Source organism: Actinacidiphila epipremni, assembly GCF_012034175.1.
Classification (GTDB): Bacteria; Actinomycetota; Actinomycetes; order Streptomycetales; family Streptomycetaceae; genus Actinacidiphila; species Actinacidiphila epipremni.
In genome coordinates this window covers 228,847-245,725 of record NZ_JAATEJ010000003.1, presented here as the reverse complement: position 1 = coordinate 245,725, position 16,879 = coordinate 228,847, and the positions used below count along the sequence as shown (strand labels likewise).

Here is a 16,879-nt window from a genome sequence, read left to right as displayed (position 1 = left end):
TCGCCGCGCCGACCTCCCTGCAGTGCTACTCGGGTGCTACTCGGCGGCGGTGACCGCGTGGCCGCCGAACTCGTTGCGCAGCGCGGCGATCATCTTCATCTGCGGCGAGTCGTCCTGCCGGGAGGCGAACCGCGCGAAGAGGGAGGCGGTGATCGCCGGCAGCGGCACCGCGTTGTCGATCGCGGCCTCCACCGTCCAGCGGCCCTCGCCCGAGTCGTCGGCGTAGCCGCGCAGCCCGTGCAGGTGCTCGTCCTTGTCGAGGGCGTCGACGGCCAGGTCCAGCAGCCAGGAGCGGATGACCGTGCCCGACTTCCAGGAGCGGAAGACCTCGCGGACGTCGGTGACCGAGTCCACCGCCTCCAGCAGCTCCCAGCCCTCGGCGTAAGCCTGCATCATCGCGTACTCGATGCCGTTGTGGACCATCTTCGCGAAATGCCCCGCGCCGACCCGGCCGGCGTGCACCGCGCCGCTGTCGCCCTCCGGCTTGAGCGCGTCGAAGATCGGCTGCGCCTTGGCGATGTCCTCGGCCTTGCCGCCGTACATCAGCGCGTAGCCGTTCGCCAGGCCCCACACACCGCCGGACACACCGCAGTCGACAAAGCCGATGCCCTTGCCGGCCAGCTGGTCGGCGTGCTTCTCGTCGTCCGTCCAGCGGGAGTTGCCGCCGTCGATGACCAGGTCGCCGGGGGAGAGCAGCTCGCCCAGCTCGTCGATGGTGGACTGCGTCGCGGCGCCGGCCGGCACCATGACCCACACCACCCGCGGCCCTTGCAGGCTGTCCACAAGCTCCTTGAGGCTGTGGACATCGGCGACGTCCGGGTTGCGGTCGTAGCCGATGACGGTGTGGCCCGCGCGGCGGATCCGCTCGCGCATGTTGCCGCCCATCTTGCCGAGACCGATGAGACCGAGCTCCATCACACTTCCTTCGTTTCGAAGCGCCGGGCGGCGTCCGGGACGCCCGGGATGTACCCGGGTGCCGCTTTGCCGCTGCCTTGACCGTGAACCTGACCTGAGGACGAGCCTACGTCGGCGGCGGCGGGCGCTGCGGGCGGGCTCAGCCGGACAGCCGCACCGGCATGATCAGGTACTTGTACGCCTCGTCGGCCTCGGCGTCGACGGCCGGGCGCCCGCTGAGCAGGGCCGGCTTGGTGGACGTGGTGAACGACAGCTGCGCGGCCGGGGAGTCGATCGCGCTCAGGCCGTCGAGCAGGAACGTCGGGTTGAAGGCGATGGAGATGTCGTCGCCCTCCAGCGTCGCGTCGACCCTTTCCACAGCCTGTGCGTCCTCGCTGGAGCCGGCCTCCAGGGTCAGCACGCCCTGCTCGAAGCTCAGCCGCACCGGGGTGTTGCGCTCGGCGACCAGGGCGACGCGCTTGACGGCCTCGACGAAGGGCGCGGTCTCGATCACCGCGACGGAGGCGAACTCGGTGGGGAAGAGCGTGCGGTACTTGGGCAGGTCGCCCTCCAGCAGCCGGGTCGTGGTGCGGCGGCCGGCGCCCTCGAAGCCGATCAGGCCCTCACCGGCGCCGGAGCCGGCCAGTGCGATGGACACGGTGTCGCCGCTGGTGAGCGACTTGGCGATGTCCTGCAGCGTCTTGGCGGGCACCAGGGCGACCGCGGAGATGTCGGGCTGCTCGGGCTTCCACAGGAACTCCCGGACGGCGAAGCGGTAGCGGTCGGTGGCGGCCAGCGTCACCGTGTCGCCCTCGATCTCGATCCGCACGCCGGTGAGCACCGGCAGGGTGTCGTCCCGGCCCGCGGCGATGGCGGCCTGGCTGGCGGCGGCGGCGAAGACCTCGCCGGAGACCGTGCCGGAGGCCACCGGCATCGCGGGCAGCGCCGGGTACTCCTCCACAGGGAGTGTGTGGAGGGTGAAGCGCGAGCTGCCGCACACGACGGTGACGCGGACGCCGTCGGTGGAGATCTCCACCGGGCGGTTGGGCAGCGCCCGGGAGATGTCGGCGAGCAGTCGGCCGGACACCAGGACGGTGCCCTCCTCGTCCACCTCGGCCTCGACGGCGACCCGGGCCGAGACCTCGTAGTCGAAGCCGGACAGGCTCAGCTGGCCCTCCTCGGCCTTGAGCAGCAGCCCGGCGAGCACCGGCACCGGGGGACGGGCCGGGAGGCTGCGTGCTGCCCACGCCACAGCCTCGGCGAGTACGTCGCGCTCCACCCGGATCTTCACCGGAACCGCCTCCTGCTTGTTGCCGACTGTCGGGGAACAGTCTGACGCACAGCACTGTCACTCGGAGCGGCTTGGCGTCAAGCGGCGACACGGAGGGTCGGGCGACGAGGGCCGAGTTGTGCACAGGGCCCGCTTCCCAACCGATTCCCCGCTCTCTACGTGTAGTCGTAGTAGTAGGGGGTGTGGATACCGTGGATAACCGGTTCCTGCGCAGGTCAGGCCACGTTTTTTATCCCCAGAGCCTGTGGGTGACGGCGGTGGACAACCGGGCCGTCCTGTGGACACAGGAAAGTTGTGCACATCCCGTACACAGGCTCATGGGGGTTGTCCCCAGCGCTGTCCCCAGGAATACCCAGGTTCTCCCCAGGCCAACCCACCACGTTGGTGTGACGGCTTTCACTCTTCCGTGGGACAGAGTGCATTTCGTTGCCGAACAGTGGACAAAGATGTGGAGAACTGACCGGTAGCTGTGCACAACCGGCCCCAGCCTGTGGGCGGCCTGGGGACAACCGCTCACGGGTGCTGGGGACAACTCTCCCGTCCACAGCCTGTGGACGACGGTTACCCACATTTCCCCAACCGGCTGAGCTGCCGGGACACCCTCACGCAGCGGGCCGCTGTGGAGAGTATCGGGACAACTGCGGTGTCCCCAGGGTGTGGACGACAAAAAAGCCGCGGTCCTGTGGACAACAGGACCGCGGCGCCGGGGAATCGAACAGCGTGGGAGCGGGTCTCAGCTCTTGATGCGGTTGGTGAGCTCGGTCACCTGGTTGTAGATCGACCGCCGCTCGGCCATCAGCGAGCGGATCTTGCGGTCGGCGTGCATCACCGTGGTGTGGTCGCGCCCGCCGAACAGCGCGCCGATCTTCGGCAGCGACAGGTCCGTCAGCTCCCGGCACAGGTACATCGCGATCTGCCGCGCGGTGACCAGTACCCGGCTGCGTGACGAACCCGACAGGTCGTCCACCGCCAGACCGAAGTAGGCGGCCGTCTCGGCCATGATCGCCGTCCCGCTGATCTCCGGCACCGAGTCCTCGCCGCCCGGGATCAGGTCCTTCAGCACGATCTCGGTGAGCTGCAGGTCCACCGGCTGCCGGTTCAGGCTCGCGAAGGCCGTCACCCGGATCAGCGCGCCTTCCAGCTCCCGGATGTTGCGGGAGATCCGCGAGGCGATGAACTCCAGCACCTCGGGCGGCGCGTTCAGCTGCTCCTGCACGGCCTTCTTGCGCAGGATCGCGATCCGGGTCTCCAGTTCGGGCGGCTGGACGTCGGTGATCAATCCCCACTCGAACCGGTTGCGCAGCCGGTCCTCCAGGGTGATCAGCTGCTTGGGCGGCCGGTCCGAGGACAGCACGATCTGCTTGTTGGCGTTGTGCAGCGTGTTGAAGGTGTGGAAGAACTCCTCCTGCGTCGACTCCTTCTGCGCCAGGAACTGGATGTCGTCGACCAGCAGGATGTCCATGTCCCGGTAGCGCTTGCGGAACGCGTCCGCCTTGCCGTCCCGGATGGAGTTGATGAACTCGTTGGTGAACTCCTCGGAGCTGACGTACCTGACCCGGGTGCCCGGGTAGAGGCTGCGCGCGTAGTGGCCGATCGCGTGCAGCAGGTGCGTCTTGCCGAGCCCGGACTCGCCGTAGATGAAGAGCGGGTTGTACGCCTTGGCCGGCGCCTCGGCGACCGCCACGGCGGCGGCGTGCGCGAAGCGGTTGGAGGCGCCGATGACGAAGGTGTCGAAGAGGTACTTCGGGTTCAGCCGCGCGGTGGGCTCCACCGAGCCGCCGCTGCCGCCCGCGCCCGGGCCTGAGCCCGTATGCGAGTGGGGGCCCGGGTGGGAGCCCGGCCCCGCGCCGCCCCGGCCTCCGGAGCCCGCGCCCATGCCGTCGGGCGGCGGCGGGCGGTCGGAGGGCAGCGGCTGGTGGGGGACGGTCCCGTAGCCGTCCGGCCGCTCGGGGCGGTAGGGGCCGCGGTCCTGGAAGCCGCCGGCCTGCGGCACGCCCCAGTTGCCGAGCCCGGGCTGCTGCCAGCTGTCGGCGGGGTTGCGCGGGGTCCAGTCGCCGCTCTCGGGCTGCTCCCGGTAGGCGTGCCGGGGCCGGTGCGGCTCCTCGTACGGGTCGCCGGGGCCGCCGCGCTGCGGCTCCGGGGGCTCCGGATGGCCCTGGTGACCTTGGTGTCCCGGGTGCTCCCGGTGCGGGGCGGGCGGCGCGGCCTCCTGGTCCTGGTCGCCGCCGGACGCGACCGCGATCGCGATGCCCACGGTGTGACCGAACTCATGGCTGAGCACATCGGTGATCAGCTGCCGCAGCTGCTGGCCCTCCAGGATGTTCTTGGCGTACTCGTTGGGCGCCGAGAGCACGGCGGTGCCGGCGACCAGCGCGAGCGGCTGGATACGGCGCAGCCACTGCGCGTGCGTCGGCTTGAGGTCCTCCCCCGCCGCCAGCAGCTTCTGCAGTACCCGCGGCCACACTGCGGCAAGATCGGCGCTTACGTCAGCCACAGGGCACGCTCTCTCGGGTTGCTGAGTTGCTTGTAGGGGTGGCGGGCTCCCGCGGACGTGTGGATCTGATGAGGGGCGGGAAGAGTACGGAGTTCAGCCACGGTAATCAGGGCGGCGTGCACGGTTCAAGTCGTTGTCCACAGGGTGTGTACAAATGGCGGGGCCGCGGCGCCGGGTTTGACCGGATGGCCTAGCCGCACGTACCGTATCGAGGTCGAGTTGTCGATGGCTGCTGCCGCCTGCCTACTTCGAGGCGAGGATCCTCCGGGACGTTGACGCCCCCGGGCGGTCGTTCAAGCGGTGACCCGTCTGGTCCGCGAGTGCTTCGTGGGCGCACGGTGACAGCCAGGCGACGCCCCGCCCCGCAGGACCGAACTCCCCTGGAGCCCTCAAGTGAGCAAGCGCACTTTCCAGCCGAACAACCGCCGTCGTGCCAAGACCCACGGCTTCCGTCTGCGCATGCGGACGCGTGCCGGTCGCGCGATCCTCGCGACCCGCCGTGCCAAGGGTCGCGCCCGCCTGTCCGCCTGATCGCCCCAGGCCTGATGTCGTGCTGCCCTCCGAGAATCGGCTGAGGCGGCGCCAGGATTTCGCTACGGCCGTGCGCCGTGGACGCCGGGCGGGCCGCCCGCTGCTGGTCGTCCATCTGCGCCGCGACGCCACAGACCCGCATGTGCCTGGGGAGAGCACTCCCCCGGCCCGTGCGGGTTTCGTCGTAAGCAAAGCGGTCGGCGGCGCGGTCCAGCGCAATCAGGTCAAGCGCAGACTGCGGCATCTCGTCCGGGAGCGTCTGTCCCTGCTGCCCCCCGGTAGCCTGGTAGTGGTACGCGCTCTTCCCGAGGCCGGGAAGGCGGACCATGCACAGCTGGCCCTCGACCTGGACGCCGCGCTGACGCGGCTGCTGGGCCGTGACACCCGTGGCGACGCCGAGGGGAGGGTGGCTCAATGAAATACCCGCTGCTGGCACTGATCAAGCTGTACCAGTGGACGATCAGTCCGCTGCTCGGCCCGGTCTGCCGGTATTACCCGTCGTGCTCGCACTATGGGTACACCGCCATCGACCGGCATGGCGCGATCAAGGGCACCGCCCTGACCGCGTGGCGCATCCTCCGGTGCAACCCGTGGTCGCCCGGTGGTGTGGACCATGTACCGCCGCGCAAGCGACCGCCATGGCACGAACTGCTGCGCCGCGCACTGCGGGGCGGCTCCGACGGGCCCGTCACGCCCGAGCCCACCGGACCCTCTCACGCCCAAGGAGCCTGACCGTGGGGATCCTGAACCCCCTATACGACGCAGTGTCGTGGATCATCGTCCAGTTCCACTCGTTCTACAGCCTGATCTTCGACAAGGACAGCGGCTGGGCGTGGGGTCTGTCCATCGTCTCGCTGGTGGTCCTGATCCGCATCTGCCTGATCCCGCTGTTCGTCAAGCAGATCAAGTCGACGCGGAACATGCAGGCGCTCCAGCCGAAGATGAAGGCGATCCAGGAGCGCTACAAGAACGACCGCCAGAAGCAGTCCGAAGAGATGATGAAGCTGTACAAGGAGACGGGCACCAACCCGCTCTCCTCGTGCCTGCCGATTCTGGCGCAGTCACCGTTCTTCTTCGCGCTGTACCACGTGCTGAGCAACATCGCGAAGGGCAACGAGGTCGGTGTGATCCACCACAGCCTCGTCCAGAGCGCGCAGAACGCGCACATCTTCGGCGCCCCGCTGTCGGCGAAGTTCCTCGACAGCGCGTCGAAGGCCAGTGAGCTCGGCGCCACCCTCACCAATGTGCGGCTCGTCACCATCATCATGATCGTGCTGATGTCGGCCTCGCAGTTCTTCACCCAGCGCCAGCTGATGACGAAGAACGTGGACATGTCGGTGAAGACGCCGTTCATGCAGCAGCAGAAGATGCTGATGTACGTCTTCCCGCTGATCTTCGCCGTCCTCGGCATCAACTTCCCCGTCGGTGTCCTCATCTACTGGCTGACCACCAACGTGTGGACCATGGGCCAGCAGATGTTCGTGATCTACCGCAACCCCACCCCGGGCAGCCTGGCCTTCCAGCAGCGCCAGGAGCGGCTGCGGGCCAAGGGCAAGCTCGTCGAGGCGCCCGAGGAGGTCGCGGCCAAGGAGGCCGTCGAGGTCGCGCGGGCCAACCGCACGCAGCCCAAGCGGCAGCCCAAGGCCAAGCGGCAGACCGGTGGCACCGCCCCCGGCGGCGCCCCGCGCGCGGGCGGCCAGGGCGCGGGTGCCACGGGAGCCGGCGGCTCGGGTGCCGCGGGCGGCGCCCAGAAGCAGGACTCGGCCCCGGCGAAGACCGACGGCGGCGCCAAGGCGTCCGGCGGGAAGCCCAAGTCCGGCGGTGGTGCCCCGCGGGCCGGCGCGCCCCGGGCCGGTGCCCCACGGGCCGGATCGGGTGGTCAGAAGCAGGGCGGCGGCACGGCGGGCAAGCAGCCCGGAGCCAAGTCCAAGCCGACCAACCTGTCGTCGAAGAAGAAGTAAGAGGAAGCAAGAGGAGAGGCCAGGCGTGAGCGACGTCAAGAGCGGCACGGCATCCGACAGCGGTCCGTCCGCGACCCTGACCCGGCTGGAGCAGGAGGGCGAGATCGCGGCGGACTACCTGGAGGGGCTGCTGGACATCGCCGACCTCGACGGTGACATCGACATGGATGTCGAGGGCGAGCGCGCCTCGGTGTCGATCGTCGGTGACGGGTCCGCGCGCGAGCTGTCCAAGCTCGTCGGCCGGGACGGCGAGGTGCTGGAGGCGCTCCAGGAGCTGACCAGGCTCGCGGTGCACCGGGAGACCGGTGAGCGCAGCCGCCTGATGCTCGACATCGCCGGCTTCCGGGCCCGTAAGCGCGCCGAGCTGGCGCAGCTGGGCGCGGAGGCGGCGGCCGAGGCCAAGGAGACCGGGCAGCCGGTCACGCTGGACCCGATGACGCCGTTCGAGCGCAAGGTCGTGCATGACGCGGTCGCCGCCGCGGGCCTGCGCAGCGAGTCCGAGGGCGAGGAGCCCCAGCGCCGGGTGGTCGTCCTGCCGGTCTGACCGGCTGCACCCCATGATCGTTCGGCCCCGTCTGCTCGCCTCGCAGGCGGGGCCGAAGCTTGTCAGCCTGGAACCACCGACGAAAGGACAGTGCCGTGACGGAGGCAGCTGCGGAGCTTCCCGCGCCGCCGGAGCAGGCCGGGGCGGTGTTCGGCGAGCGCTTCGCCGACGCGGTGCGCTATGCCGAGCTGCTGGCGGACGCCGGGGTGCAGCGCGGCCTCATCGGTCCGCGCGAGGTGCCGCGGCTGTGGGAGCGGCATCTGCTGAACTGCGCGGTGCTCTCCGAGGTGATCGACGCGCACGTGTCGGTGTGCGACGTGGGCTCCGGCGCCGGCCTGCCCGGCATCCCGCTGGCGCTGGCCCGGCCCGATCTGGAGATCACCCTGCTGGAGCCGCTGCTGCGCCGCACCACCTTTCTCGAAGAGGCGGTACGGCTGCTGGGGCTGGCCAATGTGACGGTGGTACGCGGGCGCGCCGAGGAGATGGTCGGCAAGCTGCCGCCGGTGGACGTGGTGACCGCCCGGGCGGTGGCGCCGCTGGAGCGGCTGGCCGGCTGGGGGCTGCCGCTGCTGCGCCCGCACGGTGAGATGGCCGTCCTCAAGGGGGATACCGCCGAGGACGAGCTGCGGGCGGCCCGTGCGGCGCTCGGCCGGCTCGGCGCGGTCGGCGCCTCGGTGGTGCAGGTCGGCGAGGGCGTGGTGGAGCCGTTGTCCACCGTGGTGCGGGTCCAGGTGGGGGAGAGCCCCGGTGGTGTCCGCGCGGCGACCCGGCGGGCCAAGGCGGCCCGGGCCAGTCGTGCCCCGCGGGGCGGCGCGGCCGGACGCCGGCGCCGCTGAGCACGGCGGGGCGGGACAGGGTGCGACGGGGCCGGGCGGGGCGACCGGACCGTACAGTCCGGCGATAGATGCCCAAAGCTGCATAAATCGGAGTGTCTGCGACAATACCGGCGCGGTGCGGCGCATCGTGTTTCACGTGAAACGTCGCTCACTGCTTCCAGGAGTTCTCAGCCGCGGCCGGGCCGCGGCAGAAGCGCACGCCAACAAACCGACCAAGACCAATTCGGCTGTGGATAACCGGGAATTGTCCACAGGCGGCCGGGGCTCGCTGGTTCAGCACCCCTCGGGCATGGCAGGCTCTTCTTATCGCGAGCCTGAAGTCGAGGAGAGTGAGTCCTTGCGGTCCGACGCCAACATCGCGGGGCCGATGGCCGACCCGGTCCCCGGCCCCCGCACAGCTGAATCAGCCGGGGGCCCGCTTTCCACGCCCCCGGGGTTCGGGAGCGATGTTTCACGTGAAACATTGCCTCCCATGGATGACACCCCGATCGGCCGCGCTGCCCAGATGGCCGTCGAGGCGCTGAACCGCACCGGTGAGGGGCTGCCCAGACCGGCCCAGACCCGGGTGATGGTGGTCGCCAACCAGAAGGGCGGGGTCGGCAAGACCACCACGACGGTCAATCTCGCCGCCTCGCTGGCACTGCACGGCGCCCGGGTGCTGGTCATCGACCTTGACCCGCAGGGCAATGCCTCCACGGCGCTGGGCATCGACCACCACGCCGAAGTGCCGTCGATCTATGACGTGCTGGTGGAGAGCAAGCCGCTGTCGGATGTCGTGGTTCCGGTGGTCGATGTGGAGGGGCTGTTCTGCGCGCCCGCCACCATCGACCTCGCCGGCGCCGAGATCGAACTGGTCTCGCTGGTCGCCCGGGAGAGCCGGCTGCAGCGTGCCATCGCGGCCTACGAGCAGCCGCTGGACTATGTCCTGATCGACTGCCCGCCCTCCCTGGGGCTGCTCACCGTCAACGCCCTGGTGGCCGGCGCCGAGGTGGTCATCCCGATCCAGTGCGAGTATTACGCGCTGGAGGGCCTGGGCCAGCTGCTGAAGAACGTGGACCTGGTCCGCGCCCATCTCAATCCCAAGCTCCATGTCTCGACGATCCTGCTGACGATGTACGACGGCAGGACCCGGCTCGCCTCCCAGGTCGCGGAGGAGGTGCGCACCCACTTCGGCAAGGAGGTGCTGCGCACCAGCATCCCGCGCTCGGTCCGGATCTCCGAGGCGCCCAGCTACGGTCAGACCGTGCTGACCTACGACCCGGGCTCCAGTGGCGCCCTGTCCTATCTGGAGGCCGCACGGGAGATGGCCCTCCGCGGTCTGCCGGGCGGCATGACCGTCACCTATGACCCACAGGGCGCACCGCACAATGAGCAGCACCCGCACAGCATGTCGGAGGGGATCCAGTGAGTGATCGTCGCAGAGGTCTCGGCCGTGGTCTTGGCGCGCTGATCCCGGCCGCGCCGCAGCCGGCCGGTCCCGCGCAGGGCGCCGGTCCGGTCCTGGCGCCGGACCGTGGAGTGGCGGCGGCCAAGGTGGCGGGGCTGGTGGAGCGCCGGCCGACCGACGCCGGGGCGACCGTGGTGGACATCCCTGTTTCACGTGAAACAGAGCCGGATCTGTCCGCCGCCCGCGTCCCGGTCAGCGGCGCCTACTTCGCCGAGCTGGAACTGGACGCGATCACCCCCAACCCGCGGCAGCCGCGGGAGGTGTTCGACGAGGACGCGCTCAATGAGCTGATCACCTCCATCAAGGAAGTCGGCCTGCTGCAGCCCGTGGTGGTGCGGCAGATCAGCGCGGACCGCTTTGAGCTCATCATGGGCGAGCGCCGCTGGCGGGCCTGCCGTGAGGCCGGGCTGGAGCGGATCCCGGCGATCGTCCGCGCGACGGACGACGAGAAGCTGCTGCTGGACGCGCTGCTGGAGAATCTGCACCGGGCGCAGCTCAACCCGCTGGAAGAGGCCGCCGCCTACGACCAGTTGCTGCGGGACTTCTCCTGCACGCATGAGCAGCTGGCCGACCGCATCGGGCGGTCCCGCTCGCAGGTCTCCAACACGCTGCGGCTGCTGAAGCTGTCGGCTCCGGTGCAGCGCCGGGTCGCCGCCGGGGTGATCTCCTTCGGGCATGCGCGGGCGCTGCTCGCGCTGGAGGACTCCGAGGAGCAGGACCGGCTGGCGCACCGGATCGTCGCCGAGGAGCTGTCGGTCCGCACGGTCGAGGAGATCGTCAAGCTCTTCAACAGCGAGCCCAAGACGACCCGGAAGACGGCGGCCCCGCGGGCCGGCCGCCGGGTGTCCCCGGCGCTCACGCATCTGGCGACCCGGCTCTCCGACCGCTTCGACACCCGGGTAAAGGTCGACCTGGGCCAGAAGCGCGGAAAGATCGTCGTCGAGTTCGCCTCGATAGAGGATCTGGAGCGGATCCTCGGCGCGATGGCCCCGGGCGAGGGCAAGGTGCTGGAGAACCGGCTGGACGACGAGGCCGAGGACGACGACGAGTGACACCAGGGCGCCCCGGCAGTCGATGCCGGGGCGCCCTCGGTATGCGGTCGTGACAGGGGCAGCGGAAGGATTGGGGGCTTCGGCAGATGGGGCGTCGGCTGGTACCGCTCACACTGGACAACCTTCCGGACCTTCCCAGACCTTGTCGGCGCTGTGTCTTCTGGGAGCTTGATCCGGTCAGTGGCGAGGCCGCTGTGCAGGCGGGCAAGCCCGAGCTGGAGAAGGAGGCATGGATCTCCGCGGCCCTGCTGGAGTGGGGCTCCTGCGGCCGGGTGGTCTATGTCGACGAGGTGCCGGCGGGCTTTGTGCTCTACGCCCCCGCCGCGTATGTGCCGCGGTCGACCGCCTTCCCGACCAGCCCGGTCTCCCCGGACGCCGTCCAGCTGATGACCGCCCGGGTGCTGCCGGGCTACCAGGGGCAGGGCATCGGGCGGGTACTGGTGCAGACCGTCGCCAAGGATCTGGTGCGGCGGGGCTTCAAGGCCATCGAGGCGTTCGGCGACGCCCAGTGGTCCGCGCCGTCCTGTGTGCTGCCGGCCGACCATCTGCTGGCCGTCGGCTTCAAGACCGTCCGCCACCACCCGCGCTATCCGCGGCTCCGGCTGGAGCTGCGCTCGACGATCTCCTGGAAGGAGGACGTCGAGATGGCCATCGACCGGCTGCTGGGCGCGGTCCAGAAGGAGCCGGTGCTGCGCCCGTTGTGACAGTGGGCCGGCTCCCCCGCGGGGGAGCCGGCCCACTGCGTATGTTCCACGTGGAACATACGCGCTTCCTCAGCCGATGAAGTCGGCGAGGTCGCGCACCAGGGCGGCCTTCGGCTTGGCGCCGACGATCGTCTTCACGACCTCGCCGCCCTTGTAGACATTGAGGGTCGGGATCGACATCACGCCGTACTTCGCGGCGGTGACGGGGTTCTCGTCGATGTTGAGCTTGACGATGGTGATCTCGTCGGGGTGCTCGGCCGCGATGGCTTCCAGCGACGGGGCGATCTGGCGGCACGGGCCGCACCACTCGGCCCAGAAGTCGACCAGTACGGGCTTGTCGCTGGCCAGGACCTCCTCGGCGAAGGTGTCATCGGTTACGGGCTTCGGCTTGCCGGCCACGGCGCTCTCCTCGGGTTCGATGCGTACGGATGGAATGCGGCGGAAGGGTCAGGCGGTCTTCTCGGCGTCGCTGAGGGCCGCCAGATAGCGCTCGGCGTCCAGGGCGGCGGAACATCCGGTGCCGGCCGCGGTGATCGCCTGGCGGTAGGTGTGGTCCACGACATCCCCGGCGGCGAACACACCGGGGAGGTTGGTACGGGTGCTGGGCGACTGGACCTTGAGGTAGCCCTCGGCGTCGAGGTCGAGGACGCCCTTGAAGAGCTCGGTGCGCGGGTCGTGGCCGATCGCGATGAACAGGCCGGTGACGGGCAGCTCCGAGGTCTCGCCGGTCTTGGTGTTGCGGAGGGTCAGCCCGGAGAGCTTCCCCTCGCCGTGGATCTCGGCCACCTCGCTGTCCCACACGAAGGAGATCTTCGGGTCGGCGAAGGCCCGCTCCTGCATCGCCTTGGAGGCCCGCAGGCTGTCCCGGCGGTGCACGATCTTCACGGACTTGGCGAACCGGGAAAGGAAGGTCGCCTCCTCCATCGCGGTGTCACCGCCGCCGATGACCGCGATGTCGTGCTCGCGGAAGAAGAAGCCGTCACATGTGGCACACCACGAGACGCCACGACCGGAGAGCATGTCCTCGTTGGGCAGGTTGAGCTTGCGGTGCTGCGAGCCGGTGGTGACGATGACGGCCTTCGCGCGGTGCACGGTGCCCGCGGTGTCGGTGACGGTCTTGATGTCGCCGGACAGGTCGACCGCCACCACGTCGTCCGGGACCAGCTCGGCACCGAAGCGCTCCGCCTGGGCGCGCATGTTGTCCATCAGGTCGGGGCCGAGGATGCCCTCCCGGAAGCCGGGGAAGTTCTCCACCTCGGTGGTGTTCATCAGCGCGCCGCCCGCGGTGACCGAGCCCTCGAAGACGAGCGGGCTGAGGGAGGCACGTGCCGTGTAGAGCGCAGCGGTGTAGCCCGCAGGCCCTGAACCGATGATGATCACGTTACGAACGTCGCTCACGGATGTCTTCCTCGTCTCTGCGGACTGCGGTGGGGGCCCGGTACTGGCTGGACTCTCGTCGTGCCTAACGGATCCTACGGGGCTGGCATTCCCCTGGCGGTGCGCGCCGCCCGGGGCACACCGTGGCGTGCCCTCGGCGGCGGGTCAGCCCTGCGGATAGCTGTTCTGGAAGAGCACCTGCGCGGGGCTGTCGGCCGTGCAGGCCGCGGTCAGCACAAAGGCGTCGACCTGGTCGCCGCCGGCCGGGTCCGGCAGCACGACCAGATAGGAGTCGACCCCCAGGAAGTCTTCCCGCTCCGCGGCCAGTGGCCGCTCGGTCCGCTGGGTGGCCTTCAGCACACACAGCGGCACCGAGGTGGCGCTGCCGTCGGGCGCGGTGACGGTCGTGCTGCCGTCGCCGCCGAGCATCGGGGACTTCCCCACGCTGGCGCCGCCTTTGGTGCCCTCCCCGCTGGCGAGCAGCCGGGCCACATCGGCGCCCACATCGGCCACCGGACCGGCGTCCTTGGCGCCGCTGCGTACCGCGGCGCTGTCGCTCTTCGAGGCACTGGACCCGCTGTGGGCGGCAAGCTCGTACACCCCGCCGCCCAGCAGCAGGATGCCGGCGGACGAGAGGGCCGCGATCAGCAGGCCGCGCCGCCGCCGGCTGCCGCGGCCCGGACCGGTCGGGGTAGCCGGGCGTCCGGCAGGTGCGGATGTTCCACGTGGAACATCGGTCGGCGGGCGGTCGGACGCGTGCGGCGATGTTTCACGTGGAACACGCGCCCGCGGGATGTCCGCCCGCGCCTCGATACCGGCGGCCGTCCCTGCCGGGCGGCCGGTCTCCGCCGGGTGGTCCGCCTCGGCGGCGAGGGCGGCATCGATCCGGGCGGCGACATCCGCGGGCATCGGTTCCGCCGCCGGGAGGTCGCCCAGCAGGGTGCCGATCTCCTGGAGCGAGGCCAGGACCTCCGCGCACTGCGGGCAGGACCCGATATGCGTCCGCACCTGGGCCGCCCGCTCGGCCGGCAGCAGGTCCTCGGCGAAGTCGGCGATCTCGATGACGTCGGGATGCGCGTCGTGGTCCGTTGCCGATGTCATCGGTGCTCACCTCCGCCCTGCTCCGTCACTGCCGGTGGGACGGATGTCCCCGCCGCCCGGTTCCTTCCCGCGCCAGGGCCGGGGCCCGCACGGTCCGCGCCGCCGGCCCGCAGATGCGCGAGCAGCGGCAGCAGCCGCGCCCTGCCGCGGGCGCACCGGCTCTTGATCGTGCCCTCCGGCACGGACAGCACCGCCGCGGCCTCGGCGACCGGATAGCCCTGCATGTCGACCAGCACCAGCGCGGCCCGCTGCTCGGCGGGCAGCGTGCCCAGCGCGGCCAGCAGCTCCCGGTGCAGCTCCTGGCGCTCCGCGGGCGCCTCGGCGGACTCGTGCGGCTCCAGGAGGGCGTCCAGGCCCGCCTCGTCGGCCACCGCCGCCGTCCGCCGGGCGGCGCTGCGGCGGGCCCGGTCCAGGCACGCGTTCACGGTGATGCGGTGCAGCCAGGTGGTGACGGCCGACTGGCCGCGGAAGGTGTGGGCGGCCCGGAAGGCCGACACCAGTGCGTCCTGCACGGCGTCGGCGGCCTCCTCGCGGTCCCCCAGGGTGCGCAGCGCGACCGCCCAGAGCCGGTCGCGGTGCCGGCGGACCAGTTCGCCGAAGGCGTCGGCCTCGCCGGCCACATGGCGCGCGAGCAGGGCGGCGTCATCGGCTTCGCCGAGCGGTATGCGCTCCACAGCCTGCCTCCCCCCGCCCGCTGCCGGTCAGCCGGTGACGTCGATCTCCGAGATCTTGCCACGGAACTGGCCGTCGGAGGGAGGCAGCTTGGTCAGCCAGACCAGCAGATAGCGGGTGGTGACCTGCCCGGTGGGCTTGAAGGTCAGCTTGCCGTCGCCGGAGGCGGACGCCACCTTGCCGAAGCCGTCCAGCTGGGTGGGCCGGGCCTTGCTGCCGGCGGGCGCGGCCAGCAGCTCGACGTCCGTGGCGCCGACCAGGTCCACGGTGACCGAGCTGACCCGGTGCGCGCTGCCCAGGTCCAGCACCAGCCCCACGCCTTCCTTGAGGCCGCCGAGATCGGCGCGGGTGTAGGACTGCGTCTGCCAGGAGGTGGACGGGTCGCCGTCGTCGGCGTTGCCGGTCTCGGCCGGGTGCTCGCTGCCGTCGCCCTGCGGATCGAAGGACGTGATCCCGGTGATCTTCAGCGGCACCACGGGCGGCGGCGCCGGGTGCTGCTGCGCCGTCGGCGTCGGGGTCGGCGCGGGTGCGTTGTTCTCCCGCGACTTCAGGGCGTCCGCGAGCTGCCAGCTGCCGAGGCCGATCGCCACGATCAGCAGTGCCGACACCGCCCACTTCAGGGCGCTGCCGGTACGCCCGGGCAGCGCGGGCGGCGGCACGGGCGCGAGATCCGGGGCGCTGTAGCCGGCCGCGGCGACCGGCTGCGGCGGCTGCGGGAAGGCCGGCGGCCGGTAGACCGGCGCGGGGTGCTCCGGCGGGCGGATCCGCGGGATCGCGGCGAGCGCCTTGGCCAGCTCCTCCGGGGTGGTGCAGGGCGGCTCCTCGCGGGAGGCGGTCGCCCCGTCGTTGACCAGGGCGCGCATCGACAGGTCCGACAGTCCGCGGTGGACCCCCGCGCGCAGCTGGTCGGGCGCGACCAGCCCGACGCTCTTGGGCAGCCCGGCCAGGCCGTGCGCGTCCTCCTCGTACGGCCAGCGCTGGGTGAGGGAGGCGTACAGCAGCGCGCCGATCGCCTCGGTGTCCTGCCGCTGCGGGCGCTCGGAGCTCAGCCCGCGCAGCGCGGCGGCCACGGCCAGGCCGCGGATGCGGTACTGCCCGGAGCTGGTGCGCAGCACGGCGCCGGGGTCGAGCCGCAGATGTGCCAGCCCCTCGCGGTGCGCGGCGGCCATGCCCTGGGCGACCTGGCCGGCCATCTGGTAGGCCTCGTGCGGCTCCAGCGGGCCCAGGGCCAGCAGGTCGGCGAGCGACGCGGCGTCCGGCAGCCATTCGTGGATCACATAGACCAGCTCGTCCTCCTCGACCGCGTCGAGGACCTGGACAAAGCGCGGGTCGCCGAGCAGGGCGGCGGAGCGGGCCGCGGCGAGCACCTGGCGGGCCCGGGGGTGGTCGGCGGGCAGCAGATGGATGCCGACCGCCCGGCGCAGCTTCTCGTCGACCGCGCGCCAGCTGCTGAAGCCGTCGACCCGTGTGACGCACTCGGCGAGCTGGTAGCGGCGGGCGAGCCGGTGGCCGCTGTGCAGGTCGGGCGCGGCGGGCTTGGGCCGCGGCCGGCTCTGCGTCCCGCGGGGCTTGTCGGCGCCGGCCAGCGCCACCGTGGGGGCTGTCTTTCCCGCGGCCTCGGCGGCGGGCTCCTCCGCGGCGGCCTTGTCGAGGACCGGCGCTCCGGCCGCGGCCTCCGCGGCGGCGGGCTCGGTGGCCGGCTGCTCGCTGGCCGGCTGCTCGGCGGCGGGGGCTTCGACGGCGGGCTCTTCGGCGGCGGTCGGCTTCCCGGCGGTGGGCCGCTCGGCGACCGGCTCTTCCGTCGTGGGGTCGGCGGGCGGCTGCGGGGGCGCGGGCTCGTCGTCGGCCTGCGTCATGGGCTGCGTCTGCTCGCCGGTGGGTTCGTCCGCGGGCTCGACCGCGGGTGCGTCCGTGGACTCGCCGGCCGGTTCCTCGACGAGGGTGGGGGTGCTGTCTGCCGGATCCTTCGGTGGGG

16 protein-coding genes and 1 pseudogene are annotated in these 16,879 nt (G+C 71.3%); 9 read left to right on the top strand and 8 right to left on the bottom strand.

Features of this window, described 5'->3' with window-relative positions; translation table 11 throughout:
* Positions 1-36 precede the first annotated feature (36 nt).
* The 3 genes and pseudogenes from gnd to dnaA all read right to left on the bottom strand — a co-directional run.
* Positions 37-1,011, bottom strand: a pseudogene (gnd, locus tag HCN08_RS06240) (phosphogluconate dehydrogenase (NAD(+)-dependent, decarboxylating)); the annotation flags it as partial.
* Between the two features lie 43 nt (positions 1,012-1,054).
* Positions 1,055-2,185, bottom strand: a complete 1,131-nt coding sequence (dnaN, locus tag HCN08_RS06235; protein WP_167981857.1) for a DNA polymerase III subunit beta — start codon at positions 2,183-2,185, stop codon at positions 1,055-1,057.
* A 733-nt stretch (positions 2,186-2,918) separates the two neighbouring features.
* Positions 2,919-4,679 carry a chromosomal replication initiator protein DnaA gene (gene dnaA, locus HCN08_RS06230; protein WP_167981856.1) on the bottom strand — a complete coding sequence of 587 codons (1,761 nt, stop codon included), beginning with the start codon at positions 4,677-4,679 and terminating at the stop codon, positions 2,919-2,921.
* A gap of 393 nt (positions 4,680-5,072) precedes the next feature.
* Between dnaA and rpmH the strand changes: the two genes are divergently transcribed.
* The 9 genes from rpmH (at position 5,073) to HCN08_RS06185 (ending at position 11,754) form a co-directional block, all read left to right on the top strand.
* Positions 5,073-5,210, top strand: coding sequence for a 50S ribosomal protein L34 (gene rpmH, locus HCN08_RS06225; protein WP_030543677.1), 138 nt, complete (start codon positions 5,073-5,075; stop codon positions 5,208-5,210).
* 19 nt (positions 5,211-5,229) lie between these two features.
* Positions 5,230-5,628: a ribonuclease P protein component gene (rnpA, locus tag HCN08_RS06220; protein ID WP_167981855.1), complete on the top strand. Its 399-nt coding sequence runs from the start codon at positions 5,230-5,232 to the stop codon at positions 5,626-5,628.
* On the top strand, positions 5,625-5,942 hold the full coding sequence (yidD, locus tag HCN08_RS06215) for a membrane protein insertion efficiency factor YidD (protein ID WP_167981854.1): 318 nt from the start codon (positions 5,625-5,627) through the stop codon (positions 5,940-5,942). The genes rnpA and yidD overlap by 4 nt, the downstream gene beginning before the upstream one ends.
* Before the next feature lie 2 nt (positions 5,943-5,944).
* Positions 5,945-7,171 carry a membrane protein insertase YidC gene (gene yidC / locus HCN08_RS06210; RefSeq protein WP_322974260.1) on the top strand — a complete coding sequence of 409 codons (1,227 nt, stop codon included), beginning with the start codon at positions 5,945-5,947 and terminating at the stop codon, positions 7,169-7,171.
* A gap of 25 nt (positions 7,172-7,196) precedes the next feature.
* On the top strand, positions 7,197-7,715 hold the full coding sequence (locus HCN08_RS06205; protein ID WP_167981853.1) for a Jag family protein: 519 nt from the start codon (positions 7,197-7,199) through the stop codon (positions 7,713-7,715).
* Positions 7,716-7,810: 95 nt separating this feature from the next.
* The gene (rsmG, locus tag HCN08_RS06200; protein WP_167981852.1) at positions 7,811-8,551 is read left to right on the top strand and encodes a 16S rRNA (guanine(527)-N(7))-methyltransferase RsmG; all 741 of its coding nucleotides are present in this window, start codon (positions 7,811-7,813) and stop codon (positions 8,549-8,551) included.
* A gap of 289 nt (positions 8,552-8,840) precedes the next feature.
* Positions 8,841-9,959, top strand: coding sequence for a ParA family protein (locus HCN08_RS06195; protein ID WP_167982055.1), 1,119 nt, complete (start codon positions 8,841-8,843; stop codon positions 9,957-9,959).
* Positions 9,956-11,050: a ParB/RepB/Spo0J family partition protein gene (locus tag HCN08_RS06190; protein ID WP_167981851.1), complete on the top strand. Its 1,095-nt coding sequence runs from the start codon at positions 9,956-9,958 to the stop codon at positions 11,048-11,050. The genes HCN08_RS06195 and HCN08_RS06190 overlap by 4 nt, the downstream gene beginning before the upstream one ends.
* An 86-nt stretch (positions 11,051-11,136) precedes the next feature.
* Positions 11,137-11,754, top strand: coding sequence for a GNAT family N-acetyltransferase (locus HCN08_RS06185; protein WP_167981850.1), 618 nt, complete (start codon positions 11,137-11,139; stop codon positions 11,752-11,754).
* A gap of 69 nt (positions 11,755-11,823) precedes the next feature.
* Here the strand turns inward: HCN08_RS06185 and trxA are convergent, their stop codons facing one another.
* The 5 genes from trxA to HCN08_RS06160 form a co-directional block, all read right to left on the bottom strand.
* Positions 11,824-12,153 carry a thioredoxin gene (gene trxA / locus HCN08_RS06180; RefSeq protein WP_167981849.1) on the bottom strand — a complete coding sequence of 110 codons (330 nt, stop codon included), beginning with the start codon at positions 12,151-12,153 and terminating at the stop codon, positions 11,824-11,826.
* 48 nt (positions 12,154-12,201) lie between these two features.
* On the bottom strand, positions 12,202-13,152 hold the full coding sequence (gene trxB, locus HCN08_RS06175) for a thioredoxin-disulfide reductase (protein ID WP_167981848.1): 951 nt from the start codon (positions 13,150-13,152) through the stop codon (positions 12,202-12,204).
* Positions 13,153-13,296: 144 nt separating this feature from the next.
* Positions 13,297-14,232, bottom strand: coding sequence for an anti-sigma factor family protein (locus HCN08_RS06170; RefSeq protein ID WP_167981847.1), 936 nt, complete (start codon positions 14,230-14,232; stop codon positions 13,297-13,299).
* Positions 14,229-14,906, bottom strand: a complete 678-nt coding sequence (gene sigM, locus HCN08_RS06165; RefSeq protein ID WP_167981846.1) for an RNA polymerase sigma factor SigM — start codon at positions 14,904-14,906, stop codon at positions 14,229-14,231. The genes HCN08_RS06170 and sigM overlap by 4 nt, the downstream gene beginning before the upstream one ends.
* 27 nt (positions 14,907-14,933) lie before the next feature.
* Positions 14,934-16,760 carry a protein kinase family protein gene (locus HCN08_RS06160; protein WP_240969845.1) on the bottom strand — a complete coding sequence of 609 codons (1,827 nt, stop codon included), beginning with the start codon at positions 16,758-16,760 and terminating at the stop codon, positions 14,934-14,936.
* Positions 16,761-16,879 lie beyond the last annotated feature (119 nt).

Coding starts and splice junctions, on each gene's coding strand:
- HCN08_RS06185 (WP_167981850.1), top strand. CDS start 11,137: ATGGGGCGTCGGCTGGTACCGCTCACACTGGACAACCTTCCGGACCTT.
- HCN08_RS06160 (WP_240969845.1), bottom strand. CDS start 16,760: ATGACGCAGGCCGACGACGAGCCCGCGCCCCCGCAGCCGCCCGCCGAC.
- HCN08_RS06195 (WP_167982055.1), top strand. CDS start 8,841: ATGGCAGGCTCTTCTTATCGCGAGCCTGAAGTCGAGGAGAGTGAGTCC.
- yidD (WP_167981854.1), top strand. CDS start 5,625: ATGAAATACCCGCTGCTGGCACTGATCAAGCTGTACCAGTGGACGATC.
- HCN08_RS06170 (WP_167981847.1), bottom strand. CDS start 14,232: ATGACATCGGCAACGGACCACGACGCGCATCCCGACGTCATCGAGATC.